A 13,441-nucleotide genomic window follows, 5' to 3' on the forward strand; every position below is an offset into this window, starting at 1 on the left:
CAATAAGCTCGGCCAACCCCAGCCCTTTGCACGCCAGCCATGACGGCATCCACCCCCCAAGAAATCGCGCGCGAGGCGGTCAAGCGCCTGACGGTGCGCAAACTGCCGCCCACGCCCGAGAATTTCCAGACCTTCTACCACGAGGTGGCGGGCACGCGGCCGCTCAAACCGTTTCCGCTCGAAAACCTGCGCCAGATCGCGCAGGCCCTGCCCGATGGCACTCCGGCCCAGCAGCGCTTCAAGTCGCAGTTTGGCAAGGCGGTGTCGATGCACAGCTGGGACGACCTGGAGCGGGTGCTCGCGCAGCACCTGCGCAACCAAAGCGCCAGCGCCGAAGCGCCGGTGCCCACCCCGGTGGCGCTCGCACCCGTGGTGCAGGAGCAGGAACGCTTCCCGCCCGAGCTGCTCGAGCAGATGGCGCGCATCGTCGGCAACGCCCTGCCCGCCGTGGGCAACGACGACCGCAAAGTGGTCGAATTGGCCGATGAATTGATGCACTATCTGCGCTTGCCCGAGCAACACCCACCCTCGCTGCGCAAGCTCATGGCCGACTTTGCTTTCCGGCTCTCGTTCGTGGCCGAAGAACAGGCCGCCATCCGCGAAACCCTGCTCAAGCTGCTGCACGCCGTGCTCGACAACGTGCGCGTCGTCAACCTCGAGCAGCCGTGGCTGCAAAAACAGCTCGGCTTGCTGATCGAGACGGCCCAGCCGCCGCTGTCGATCCGCCGGTTGCAGGAAGCGCAGTCGCGCCTCAAAGACCTCACACGCTTACAGCTCGACACCAAGGAGCAGATGCTGGCGGCGCAAAAAGCCATGAAAGAGACCTTGGCCGTGTTCATGCAGCGCCTGTCCCAGACCGCCGCCAGCAGCGAGCAATACCAGCGGCGCTTTGAGTATTTTGCGCACCAGCTCGAGCACTCCACCAGCCTGGCCGAAATCACGCCCGTGCTGCAGCAAGCGATCCAGTCGGCGCGCAGCCTGGCGCTCGACAGCCAGCGCACCGGCGTCGATCTGGGGGCGCTGCGCGAGCGCGCCAGCCAGGCCGAAGCCCAGATCGAGCAGCTGCGCCTCGAGCTGCAGCGCATGAGCGAGCAGGCCAGCCACGACCTGCTCACCGGCGCCCTGAACCGCAAAGGCATGACCGAAGTGCTCGAGCGCGAGACCTCGCGCGCACAGCGCCTGGGCAGCAGCCTGTGCCTGGCCCTGCTCGACCTCGACGACTTCAAGCGCCTCAACGACCGCCTGGGTCACCTCAGCGGCGACGCTGCCCTGCAGCATCTGGCCACCGTGGCCAAGGCCGCGCTGCGCCCGCACGATTCGCTGGCGCGCTACGGTGGCGAGGAGTTCGTCGTGATCCTGCCCGACATCGAACCCGACGACGCCGTCGAAGTGGTGCGGCGGGTGCAGCGCGAACTCACCACCCAGCTGTTTCTGAGCGGCAGCGAGCGCGTGCTCATCACCTTCAGCGCGGGGGTGACGCAACTGCTCGCGCACGAAACGCTGGCGCAGGCGCTCGAGCGCGCCGACCAAGCCATGTACGCCGCCAAACGGGCCGGCAAAAACCGCGTCCTGCGGGCCTGAGGCCGCATCCCCGTGAGCATCCCGCAAGCCTTTTTGCAAGAGCTGCTGGCCCGCGTCGACATCGTCGAAGTCGTGGGCCGCCACGTGGCGCTCAAAAAAGGCGGGGCCAATTATCTGGGCCTGTGCCCTTTTCACGACGAAAAATCGCCCTCCTTCACGGTCAGCCCGAGCAAGCAGTTTTTCCACTGCTTTGGCTGCGGCAAGAGCGGCAGCGCGCTCGGCTTTCTGATGGCGCACACCGGCGCCGGCTTCATCGAGGCGGTGCAAGACCTGGCGCAGCAAGCCGGGCTGAGCGTGCCCCTGGACGACGAAACGCCCCAACAGCGGGCCCAGGCAGCGGCGCAGCGCCAACAGCGCAGCAGCTTGTCGGAGCTGCTGGAAAAAGCCGCGCACAGCTACCAGCAGCAGCTGCGGCTGGCGCCCGCCGCCATCGACTACCTCAAGCGCCGCGGCCTGAGCGGGCAGATTGCCAAAACCTACGGCATCGGCTACGCCCCGGCGCAGTGGCGTTTTTTGTCCACCGTGCTGCCCGACTACCAAAACCCGCTGCTGCTCGAAGCCGGGCTGGTGATCGCCACCGATGCCGCTGCTGGCACAGAGCCCGATCCCCAGGCCGCAGCAGAAACCGAAGCAGGCGCGGCGCACGGCGGCAAGCGCTACGACCGCTTCCGCGATCGCATCATGTTCCCGATCCGCAACGTCAAGGGCCAGTGCATCGGTTTTGGCGGCCGTGTGCTGGGAGCGGGCGAGCCCAAATACCTCAATTCGCCCGAAACGCCGCTGTTTTCCAAGGGCCGCGAGCTCTATGGCCTGTTCGAGGCGCGCAGCGCCATCCGCCAGGCCGGCTGCGTGCTGGTCACCGAAGGCTACATGGACGTGGTGGCGCTGGCCCAGCACGGCTTGGGCTACGCCGTGGCCACGCTGGGCACCGCCTGCACGCCCGAGCAGGTGCGGCTGTTGTTTCGCTTCAGCGACACGGTGGTGTTTGCTTTCGACGGCGACAGCGCCGGCCGCCGTGCCGCGCGCAAGGCCCTGCAGGCCACCCTGCCCTGGGCCAGCGACACGCGCAGCGTCAAATTCCTGTTCCTGCCGCCCGAGCACGACCCCGACAGCTACGTCCGCGCCCACGGCGCCCCCGCCTTTGGGCAGGCGCTGGCGCAGGCCACACCGCTGAGCCGCTTCATGCTCGACGCCGCGGCCGAGGGCTGCACGCTCGATACCCCCGAAGGCCGGGCGCGCCTGGCCAGCCAGGCCGCGCCACTGTGGCTGGCGCTGCCAGAAGGCGCCTTCAAGCACCAGATGCTGCTCGAACTGGCCGACCTGGTGGCCCTGGACGGGCGCGACCTGCTCGCGCTATGGAAGCCCAAGACCGGGCAGCCCAAGACCGGGCAGCCCCAGACCCGGCCATCCAAAACCGCTCAGACACCCCGTGCGCGCCGCGCCAGTGCGGGCACGGCGACCCACCCAGGCCAGCCGCACCGCCAAGCGTCGGGCGCGGCCAGCGAGGCAGCAGCCGCCCCACACGCTTTAGGCTTCACAGAAAGCCCGCCGCACCAAGCCGTGTATTCCAGCACCGCGCCGTCCCCCCCACCCGCGGCGGGCGCGCGCGCCGCAGTGCGCTGGCCCGGACTGGGCGGGCGCACCCTGGGCGCGCTGCGGCGCACGCCGCGCGGTCTGCTCGGGCGTGCCGACCGGGTGGCGCGCATCGTGCTAGCCAGTCCGCAGGCTTGGGACTGGCTCAGCGCCGACGACCACCAGTTGCTGGCCCAGCAGCCGGCGCCACACGGCGCGCTGTTTGCCTGGCTCGAAGCCCAGTGGCTCGAGCACGGTCCGCAGCCCTGGGCGGCGCTGCGCGAAGGGCTGCGCGGCCAGGCTTTCGAGGCGCTGGCGCTGGATTTGCACACCGGCGGCATGGCGCTCGAGCCGCCTGCTGCCCGCACCGACGTGGCGCTTGAACGTCCCGCCCCCCCCGACACTGCCGAATCCGGCGACCTGCGCAGCGAGCTGCGTGAACTCCTGCGCCTGTTGCACATCGAGCGGCTCAAACAGCTCGAAACCGAGCTCATCGCCCACGCCGCAACCGACGCCGTACAGATGCAGCGCTACCGCGAGGTCACGGCGCAGCGCATGGCCCTGCAAAATGCCAAGCACTGAAGCCGCCGCAGCGCCTGTGCGCACAGCGGAGCGGCGGTTGGATCGGCGGTTGGTGCTGCTGTGCTACACTGGTTCGCAGCGAAATCCGCACTCCGTTAGCCATCCGCGCCCGCCATTGCGGCCGGCAAGCCAGGGAGGTTTGTTCCTCTGTCATGGCCACAACCGCTCCTTTTGACGCGGCCCCTGTTTGCGCTGCCGCCCCTGCACCCGAAGCCCTGCTGTGGCTCGATCGCTTGCGCGCGCAACTGCTGCTGGCGCATCAGATCAGCGGCCGCGTGCGCCTCAAGCTCGTGCCTGCGCCCGCGCTCGACGGTGCCTGGGCTGCAGCCAGCGCCAGCGCGGCTTGGACCCAGCACCTGCGCACCATGCCCGGAGTGCGCTCGGTCGCCCTCAACCCCTTGGCGCGCTCGTGCGTGATCGAGTACGACCCGCGGCTCATCCCCGACCCCGCTTGGCCCGACTGGTTGGCCGGGCGCTCGACCCCAGACGCGCAGCGTTTGCACGACCTGCTGCTCGCGCTGGCCACCCGTTTGTTGCCCCCCACCTCATCCACCCGCCCCAAGGAGTCCTCATGACCCCGTTCCTGCCCTTTGTCGTCGGCCTGTTCGCCGGTGCCGCTGCCGTGAGCGCAGCGCGCAGCGAGCGCGCTCGGGCCGTGTTCAACGATTCCGGCACCCGGTTGCGCCAGGGCCTGGAGCAGGCCGATGCGGCGGTGCGCGCGGCGGCCAGCAGCAGCTGGGAGCGGCTGCGCCCAGCACCGTGCACCGATGCGGCTGCGCAGGCAGCGCCCAGCCCAGACGCAGCCCCCGCTGCACCCCTGCCCGAAGCGCAAGCAGCCACGCCTGGGCCCGCGGCATCCAGCCCCCCGGCCAAACCCCGGCGCCGGCGCACCCCAGCCGCTGCAGCACCCGAGCCCGCCGCGCCGGCTCGCCGCCGCCGCCGGGCCGCCGCTGCTGTCGCCACCCCCACCGAGGACTGAACATGGCCACCCCTGCCGATTGGACCCAAACCCTGGCCGCCAGCTTTGTGCGCGGCTCGATTGCCACCGCCATCGTCGCGGCGCTGCAAGAGCAACGCCAGGGCGAGCAACTGCTCAAGTCGGCGGCGCTGGGTGGCGCGGCCTTGTCGGCCGCCGTGGCGATCGAGCAACTGATCTTCAACCAGGAGCCAAAAATGGGCAAAAAGAAAAAAAAGGGCGGCAAGAACAAAGCCAACGCCGCCACCCCCGATCTGGCCGCCATGCAAGCCTGGCTGCAGGCGCAGACGGCCCAGCCGACGGGCCTTGCGGCGCTCACGCCCGGCCAGCAGCTGCTGGCCGGGGTGCTGGTCGGTGCCGCCTTGGCCTGGGTGCTGGGCGACGAGGCGCTGCGCGCCAAGCTGCTGCGCGCCGGCATGCAGCTCTACGGCAGCGTGGCTGGGGGCCTGGAGGAAGTGAAGGAGCAAATGGCCGACATCCAGGCCGAGCTTGAAGCCCAACGCGCCCACGCGGCCTGAAGGCTGCGAGGCACCGAGCCTCTGAGCACGACCTGGGCCACCCTGTGTCCTTGACGCGCCGACCGTGCACACGACCGCTTTGCCGCCCCAGCCGCCCCTGATCGCGGGGCTGGACCTGTTGCACCAGCTCCCCGGCCGGGTGCGCTGGCGCGTGCGCTGGCACGGCCCCGCGCTCGATGCGCCGTTCATAAGCCGCTGCGCGCGCGGCCTGCCCGGCGTGCGCCAGGTGCAGTTCAATGCGCGCACGCGCTCCTTGCTGCTGCACTTCGACCCCCAGCAGACCGATCCCGAGCGCCTGCGCGCCGGCCTGCTGGCGCTGCAGCCCGAAGCGGCTGGCCCCGGTGCCGCCCCCGCCCGGCCTGCGCTGGCGGCGGGCGCCCAGACGGCCCCGGCCTCCGACGCCAATGTGGTGCTGGCCAGCGCGGCGCTGCTGCTGGGTTCGAGCCTGTTGCCCGAGGGGCTGCGCACCCCGGCCACCTTGGCCGTGTCCTTGCCCTTGTACCGCGAGGCTTGGGCCGACCTGCAGGCCGAGGGCATCAATTCGCACGTGCTCGAAGCCTTGGCCGTCGGCATCTCCACCGCCAGCGCCGACCATCTGGCGGCCAACACCACGGTGTTCATGCTCGCCCTGGGCGAGTACCTCGAGCACTCGATCGCGCGCCGCTCCGACGATTTGCTCAAGGAGCTGCTGCGCCCCGACACCGGCCTGGTCTGGGTCGAAGAAGGCGGCATCGAGCGCCAGCTGGCCTCTGAACTGCTGCAGATCGGCCAGACCGTGATCGCGGGCGCGGGTGCGGTGATCGCCGTCGATGGCACCGTGCTCTCTGGCGAGGCCCTGGTCAACGAAGCCGCCATGACCGGCGAGAGCGTGCCGGTGCAGCGCCAGCGCGGCGACCGGGTGCTCTCGGGCACGGTGATCGAAGAGGGGCGGCTGCGCATCTACGCCGAGCACGTCGGGCGCGGCACCGCAGCGGCCCGCATCGCCGACTACGTCGAGCAGTCGCTCCACGCCAAGAGCCAGACCCAGTTGCAGGCGGCCCGGCTGGCCGACCGGCTGGTGCCGACGGTGCTCGGGCTGGCGGCGGCCTCGTGGCTGCTCTCGGGCGACTGGCGCCGCGCCGCCGCGGTGCTGCAGGCCGATTACGCCTGCGCCCTCAAGCTCGCGACCCCGGTGGCTTTCAAGTCGGCCATGTACCAAGCCGGCAAGCGCGGCATCCTGATCAAGGGCGCCGACGTGCTCGAGCGCCTGGCCGAAGTCGATACCGTGATCTTCGACAAGACCGGCACCCTGACCACCGGCCGGCTCGAAGTCAGCGACTCGATCGCCTTTGACCGCCACTACAGCCCGAGCGACATCATCGATCTGGCGGCCTCGATCGAAGAGCATTACTTCCACCCGTTGGCCATGGCCGTGGTCGAGGCCGCGCGCCAGCACCACGGGCGCCATTTCGAGCACCAGGAGGTGCAGTTCATCGCCGCCCACGGTGTGGCCAGCGACATGGACGGCCAGCGCATCGTGGTCGGCTCGCGCCACTTCGTCGAAGACGACGAGGGCGTGCCGATCACTGCGAGCCAACGCCGGCGCATCTCGGCCCTGTTCGCGCAAGGCAAAACCCTGCTCTACATCGGCTACGGTGGCCGGCTGATCGGCGTGCTGGCGCTGCGCGACACGCTGCGCCCCAACGCCGCCGCCACGCTGGCGCGTCTGCGCACACTGGGCATCAAGCGCCTGATCATGCTCAGCGGCGACCACCGCCAGCGGGCGCAGGAGCTGGCGCAGCAGCTCGGGCTCGACGCCTGCTACGCCGAGCTGCTGCCGCACGAAAAGGCCCAGTGGGTGGCGCGCATCAAGGCCGAAGGGGCACGCATCGCCTTTGTTGGCGACGGCATCAACGACGCGCCGGCGCTGGCCGGGGCCGAGGTCGGGATTGCGATGGCGCGCGGCGCCGATCTGGCGCGCCTGACGGCCGACATCGCCCTGCTCGAAGACGACTTGAGCCGCGTGGCCGACGCGCGCGCCTTGGCCCAGGCCACGCTGGGGCGCATCGGCAGCAACTACCGCTTTACCTTGGGCGCCAACAGCGCCATTTTGGGTGCGGCGGCACTGGGTTTGCTCTCGCCCGTGCTGGCCTCGGTGTTGCACAACGGCAGCACCATCGCGATTTTGCTCAACGCGCTGCGCGGCGGGCGCTGATCAGCGGCCGTGCTGCTCGGCGCCTAACTTCCACATCAACGCAGCAAATGGCGCCGATGCACCCACAGGTGCACCCCGAGGGCATGCACGAACAACAAGCCCGCACCGGTGTGCCAGCGCTTGGCCCCTGCGGCCGCCAGCACCAGGGTGGCCAGCAAGCTGGCCAGCATCAGGCGCTTGGCCAGCCGGTTGGCCCGCACGCGCTGGCTGGGGCGGGCAGTGGCCGCGCCCGAGGCTGCAGCCGCTGCCGACCCTCGCGCTGCCGGCTGCAGGGCTGGCTGCAGGGCCGGCTCAGGGCTGGACTCAGGGCTGGGCGGCTGCGGCAACAGCGCCTGCAGCGCCGCAACGCAACGGCGCTCGGATTCGGCGCGCGTCAAACGGCTGGGATCGTAGTGCAGCAGCAGGCTGCCGGTGCGCGCATTGGGTTCGAGCGTGAGCGCCTCGGGCCAGTCCGAGAGGCTGCGCGCCAAGCGCTCGAGCCGCTCGGGGCGGCGCAAGGCGGCGTGGCGCAAGCGAATGCGGCCGGGGATGGATGAGGCGATCACGCGCCCATCATAACGCATATCAAGCTGCGGACCGCATGCAATCTCAATGCGAATCATTCTTCCGCCAGCCCCCCACCAAGGCCACTCCTTTCAAAAGGGCTTTGCAGCTTTTGCTTGACACAGCACGCACTCATCCGCCTGGATCTGATACACTAAGAAGATTGCACAAGTGCGACAGCAGCACCTCCGAACCGGCCAACGCCCATGCACGGGCAACAAGGGCTCAACGCTCCCGGCCACTGGCACACACCAGCCCTCGCAAGGACTGCACTCCAAATGTTCGCCCCCACAACTTGTGCCGCACACCCTGCTCCGTGGGCGGGTGCGCATGCTCCTTGACCCTGTTTGCCCCCAAACTTTCGCCCCTGTTTGCCCCACGCTTATCGGCCGGCCTCGAACCGCCGACTTCCCAATCAACGCCCGGGTTGCAGCCCGTGCAGAAAGCGCCGTTTGTGAGCTCCAAGAAACCGACCGCCAAAGCCCCAACCGAAGCCCGCGCTCCGGTGCCCGTCACAGCGCCCACTCCCGTTGACGAGGTGGCCGCCAGCCTCGAGCCCATTGCCACTGCGGCCCTGCCTGCAGCAAGCAAAAAACCGGCGCGCATCCCCAAGGCCGCCGCTGCTGTGTCAGCCGCCCCGGCCCCGGTCACTGCTGCCGCGACCACCGCAGCCCCCGCCCTGCCCGCCAGCGCAGCGGCGGCACCAGCGAGCAAACGCAGCCGCAAGCCCAAGGCCGCGGCGCTGCCCGAGGCCATTCCGGCCGCGCCGCCGATCCGCGACGAAGTCGATCTGATCGACCTCGAAGAAGAGTTCAGCGTCGAACCCGAAGCGCTCGCCACCGACGGCACCCCGGAGGTGAGCGAAGCCCCCGAGGCGGCCGAAAAGGCCAAGCCCTTGCGCATGAAAATCAGCAAGGCCAAAGAGCGCGCCCTGATGAAAGAGTTCGGGCTCGACGACACCATCCTGACCGAAGAAGAAGCCAAGGCCCGGCGCGACCACCTCAAGGCCCTGATCAAGCTCGGCAAGACACGCGGCTACCTGACCCACGGCGAAATCAACGACCACCTGCCCGACAAACTGGCCGAGGCCGAAACGCTCGAAGTCGTGGTCTCGCTGCTCAACGACATGGGCGTGGCGGTGTATGAGCAAACGCCAGACGCCGAAACGCTGCTGCTGTCCAACGCCGGCCCGACCTCGGCCACCGAAGAAGAAGCCGAAGAAGAAGCCGAGGCCGCGCTCTCGACCGTGGACAGCGAGTTTGGCCGCACCACCGACCCGGTGCGCATGTACATGCGCGAAATGGGCACGGTCGAACTGCTCACGCGCGAGGGCGAGATCGAGATCGCCAAGCGCATCGAAGGCGGCCTCAACGAGATGATGGCCGCGATCTCGCAGTCGCCCGCCACCATCAACGAAATCCTGAGCATGGCCGAGGAAGTTCGCGCCGGTGCGGTGGTGATCTCGACCTTTGTCGATGGCTTTTCCGACGCCGACGAGGCCGACGACTACGTGGCCGAAGAAGACTTCGACGACTACGACGAAGCCAGCGACGACGACGGCAAGGGCGGCTCGAAAGCGGTGTCGCGCAAAATGGAAGAGCTCAAGCGCGAGGCCCTGGCGCGCTTCGATGCCTTGCGCGAGCTGTTTGAGCAGTTGCACTCCAGCTACGACCAGCACGGCTACGCCAGCCCGGCTTATCAGCAGGCGCAAGCGCAGCTGACCGACAAGCTGATGACCATCCGCTTCACCGCCAAGGCGATCGAAAAGCTCTGCGACACGGTGCGCCAGCAAGTCGAGTCGGTGCGCAAGAAAGAGCGCGAACTGCGCCGCATCATCGTGGACAAGTGCCGCATGCCACAGGACAAGTTTGTGGCCGACTTCCCGCCCAACCTGCTCAACCGCCAGTGGGTCGAAAAGCAGGCCGCAGCCGGCAAGCCGTGGAGCGCCAGCATGGGGCGCCACATTCCACCGATCCAGGAACTGCAGCAGCAGCTCATCGACCTGCAGACCAGCGTGGTGGTGCCGCTGGAGCAGCTCAAGGCCATCCACAAGCGCATGAACGACGGCGAGCGCATGTCGCGCAACGCCAAAAAAGAGATGATCGAGGCCAACCTGCGCCTGGTCATCAGCATCGCCAAGAAATACACCAACCGCGGCCTGCAGTTCCTCGACCTGATCCAGGAGGGCAACATTGGCCTGATGAAGGCGGTGGACAAGTTCGAATACCGGCGCGGCTACAAGTTTTCCACCTACGCCACCTGGTGGATCCGGCAAGCGATCACGCGCTCGATCGCCGACCAGGCGCGCACCATCCGCATCCCGGTGCACATGATCGAGACCATCAACAAGATGAACCGTCTCAGCCGCCAGCACCTGCAAGAGCACGGCTTCGAGCCCGACGCCTCGATGCTGGCCGAGAAGATGGAAATCCCCGAGGAAAAAATCCGCAAGATCATGAAGATCGCCAAAGAGCCGATCAGCATGGAAACCCCGATCGGCGACGACGACGATTCGCACCTGGGCGACTTCATCGAAGACAGCGCCAACACCGCGCCCATCGACGCCGCCATGCAGGCCGGCTTGCGCGAAGTGGTGAAAGAAATCCTCGACTCCCTGACCCCGCGCGAGGCCAAGGTGCTGCGCATGCGCTACGGCATCGAGATGTCCACCGACCACACGCTCGAAGAAGTGGGCAAGCAGTTCGACGTCACGCGCGAGCGCATCCGCCAGATCGAGAACAAGGCGGTGCGCAAGCTCAAGCACCCGAGCCGCTCCGACAAGCTGCGCAGTTTCATGGATTCGCTCTGAGGCTGGTTTTGGCTAGGCGGTCTTCATCCCCCCAGTCTACATTCAGCGCCAACCCACAATTCAACGTTCCCTGCCTGCCTCATGCCAGGCTCTTTTTACCGGCGAAAGCAGAAACTCCATGACTGTGCGATTGCCCAGTTTAATTTCTGCCGTGGTATGCATGCCTGCAGCCAAGGGAAATTGCTCGCCGTTCATTTCCAATTCGCTCGCAGCCAGTGCCACATGGGCCCGGTAACGCAATGCATTTTCACCAACGCCTGCGTGACCCTGCTGACGTGCCTCTTCAAGACTTTGTGCATCTGCGCTGACAAACTCGACGGTGCCATTGCCCATACCAAAACGCTGAAATGGAAAAGTTGCGAATTTGAGTTGAACCTTTTGACCAGGTCGGACAAAACCAATGTCGCGGTTCGAAACCCAGACCTCGGCTTTTAGTCTGGCGTCTTGCGGCACGAGGCTCGCGAGCACGGTGCCAGCTGAAACTACTGTGCCCGCAGTGTGGGTTGCGAGGTCCTTGATCACGCCGTCCTGTGGTGCCCGCAACTCCAGCAACAATCGCCGGTGTTCTTGCTTCTCCAGTTCCTGTGTCAGTCGGCCCCAATGTGCCTGGGCCTCGTTGCGTTCAGCATGTAGCGCACGCTGGTAGTCGGCCTTTATTCGATGCAGCTTCCTCTGTGACTGTTCAATGGCCATCGAAGCGGCAGCGACCAGAAACACTTGGGTCTCGAGCTCCTGCTCCCGCTCGATTCGCTGTCGACGTTTTTCCGAACCCATCAGCACGCCGGCAAAGCCAGTTTTGACAAGCTGTTCAAATGCCTGCTCTTGGGCAAGATAGTGCGGTAGCACAGCCTCCAGTCGACTCTTTTGCTGGCGCGCTGCGGACAGCTCCAGTTGCGCCTGCACAAGCCTGGTCTGCTCCTCGGAAAGGGCAGCTGTCAGCGCCTCTCGGTTTGCACGGTGTTGCTCGATTGCCTCGCGAACCAGTGTTACGGGTGCATTCGCAGGAGCATCAAATGGACGCCCGGTTAGTTCGGCATCAATGCGCGCAAGTTGCACGCGCCGACGCGCGTGCTCAATCGATATTATTTCCAGCTCGGCCTCGGTGACGAGCGCGTCCATGCGCAGAAGCACCTGACCGGCACGCACCTCATCACCCTTGCGAATCAGGATTTCGCGGACGATCCCTGCCTCTGCAGGTTGCACAATCTTGAGGTAATTGGCAGGCACAAGTCTGCCCTCGGCAACCGCCACGATGTCCAATCTACCAAGCAACGACCAACCTATCAGGAAGATGATCAACGAGAGAATCACCCAGAGTACGCGACGCCCTTGTGGATGCGGCGGTCTGTGCTGCAAACGAATCAGTGGCGGGTGAAAATCATGCTGATCTTTTTGACCATGCTGCATTATGTATTTCAATTCGGTCATGCTGTAGGACTTTCTTGGTGCAACTCATGCATCCGGTTGTGACCAGCCAAACAAGCTTGCTCAATGAATAACACGCTTCTTTCAATCGCCTGGTCTGATGAGAAATCGGAGTAACCACGCTTAAATGCGAGCGCAGATTGACGATAGGCTTGGTTATCGAGCAAGCTACAAATTGTTTTGGTGACGCTGTCTACATCAATTCGGCCGCCGAGCAACTTGCCCGCGCCCAGTGCCTCCACCCGATGAGCAAAGAGCGCCTGTTCAACATGCCGGGGGCGCATCGCCAAGGGCACACCCGCCAACAAGGCTTGGGTCGAGAAGCCGCTGTTGCCGTAACCCACCGCCAGATCGGCCTGTTCGAGCAAAGGCGGCAGATCAACCGGCCCGAGCGCAATGCGAAAGCGCCGCGTAGCACAACGCTTCGCCGCCTCGGGCGTCATACCCGGTGCCACACACAGCACTTCAGCATCCATCCGGGCGAGCGCTTGCATGATCGATTCGAAACCCGGCACAGCAGGCCGCAGGTAGGCCAGAACGCGTGGGCCTTCCTCGCTCTTCCATGCTGCGCGCAAGCTCCGGGGCACCGTGACGATGGGGCCGACATAGCGGCCACCGGGCCTTGTGCCGTAGTGATCCAACTCAGCAAAAGTGTTGAGCACGCCCTGCGTCGCAAAACATGCGCGGATGCGCAGGGGTTTTCGCTGTCCCAACAAGCGCTGAGCCGCTGCCACCACTCGGTCGAGCCGTGCCTCGGCGGCCAGCAGCGCTTCTTCCGACACCGGTTCCCAAGGCCGGATCGACGGCCAGGGTGACACAGCAGGCGGGATGGTAAAGCCATTGCCGATCGTCAAACGAGGCACCCCGGCTCCATAGGCGGCCAGCAGTGCGGTGGGCGCGTGATCGGCCACCAGAGCGTCTGGGCGCACCAGCCCGAGAAGGCTCTGCCAGGCGCTGAGCCGGGCGGCCACGTCCTGTGGCTCGGCAAAGCCGCTGGCGCATAGCATATCGGCATAATTGACTGGGGCATGGCGTCCCACGCCGGCTTGCGGCGTCAGGGGCGCGGCCAGCACGGTAAGGCCAGAAGCAGCATCCGGCCCGCACGGCAGGCGCACATCCTTGAGCACCAGCACCACCGTGTGCCCGCGTCGGCGCAGACCCTCGGCAAGCCGCAGGCAGGTGGCCAGGTGCCCGTAGGCCTCGCCCAGTTCCCACGCGATCAGCACACGCGCCATGGCAGC

General features: G+C 66.8%; 10 protein-coding genes. 7 read left to right on the forward strand and 3 right to left on the reverse strand.

All coding sequences use genetic code 11. The features are described 5' to 3' along the window. Positions 1–39 precede the first annotated feature (39 nt). The 6 genes from AAAZ40_RS08045 to AAAZ40_RS08070 all read left to right on the forward strand — a co-directional run bounded on the left by AAAZ40_RS08045 (position 40) and on the right by AAAZ40_RS08070 (position 7,423). Positions 40–1,581 (forward strand): GGDEF domain-containing protein, encoded by a 1,542-nt coding sequence (locus AAAZ40_RS08045; RefSeq protein ID WP_476659876.1) that lies wholly within the window; start codon positions 40–42, stop codon positions 1,579–1,581. Between the two features lie 12 nt (positions 1,582–1,593). Beyond that, the gene (dnaG, locus tag AAAZ40_RS08050) at positions 1,594–3,735 is read left to right on the forward strand and encodes a DNA primase (RefSeq protein WP_476659877.1); all 2,142 of its coding nucleotides are present in this window, start codon (positions 1,594–1,596) and stop codon (positions 3,733–3,735) included. Positions 3,736–3,887: 152 nt separating this feature from the next. Beyond that, complete coding sequence (locus AAAZ40_RS08055; protein ID WP_476659878.1) at positions 3,888–4,310, forward strand: hypothetical protein; 423 nt, start codon at positions 3,888–3,890, stop codon at positions 4,308–4,310. Then, positions 4,307–4,714: a hypothetical protein gene (locus tag AAAZ40_RS08060; RefSeq protein ID WP_476659879.1), complete on the forward strand. Its 408-nt coding sequence runs from the start codon at positions 4,307–4,309 to the stop codon at positions 4,712–4,714. The genes AAAZ40_RS08055 and AAAZ40_RS08060 overlap by 4 nt, the downstream gene beginning before the upstream one ends. A gap of 2 nt (positions 4,715–4,716) precedes the next feature. Next, positions 4,717–5,229: a hypothetical protein gene (locus AAAZ40_RS08065; protein WP_476659880.1), complete on the forward strand. Its 513-nt coding sequence runs from the start codon at positions 4,717–4,719 to the stop codon at positions 5,227–5,229. Between the two features lie 64 nt (positions 5,230–5,293). After that, complete coding sequence (locus tag AAAZ40_RS08070) at positions 5,294–7,423, forward strand: heavy metal translocating P-type ATPase (RefSeq protein WP_476659881.1); 2,130 nt, start codon at positions 5,294–5,296, stop codon at positions 7,421–7,423. A 35-nt stretch (positions 7,424–7,458) separates the two neighbouring features. Here AAAZ40_RS08070 and AAAZ40_RS08075 read toward each other — a convergent pair whose 3' ends face one another. Next, positions 7,459–7,968, reverse strand: a complete 510-nt coding sequence (locus tag AAAZ40_RS08075; RefSeq protein WP_476659882.1) for a hypothetical protein — start codon at positions 7,966–7,968, stop codon at positions 7,459–7,461. Between the two features lie 452 nt (positions 7,969–8,420). On the opposite strand from AAAZ40_RS08075, the gene rpoD reads away from it, so the two are divergent. Then, positions 8,421–10,775, forward strand: coding sequence for an RNA polymerase sigma factor RpoD (rpoD, locus tag AAAZ40_RS08080; protein WP_476659883.1), 2,355 nt, complete (start codon positions 8,421–8,423; stop codon positions 10,773–10,775). A 60-nt stretch (positions 10,776–10,835) separates the two neighbouring features. Here the strand turns inward: rpoD and AAAZ40_RS08085 are convergent, their stop codons facing one another. Together AAAZ40_RS08085 and AAAZ40_RS08090 are read right to left on the reverse strand one after the other, a co-directional pair. Beyond that, complete coding sequence (locus AAAZ40_RS08085; RefSeq protein WP_476659884.1) at positions 10,836–12,203, reverse strand: HlyD family type I secretion periplasmic adaptor subunit; 1,368 nt, start codon at positions 12,201–12,203, stop codon at positions 10,836–10,838. Next, complete coding sequence (locus AAAZ40_RS08090) at positions 12,200–13,435, reverse strand: glycosyltransferase (RefSeq protein WP_476659885.1); 1,236 nt, start codon at positions 13,433–13,435, stop codon at positions 12,200–12,202. The genes AAAZ40_RS08085 and AAAZ40_RS08090 overlap by 4 nt, the downstream gene beginning before the upstream one ends. Between the last annotated feature and the right edge of the window lie 6 nt (positions 13,436–13,441).

It is taken from the genome of Serpentinimonas sp. SMBJO2 (assembly GCF_056341105.1).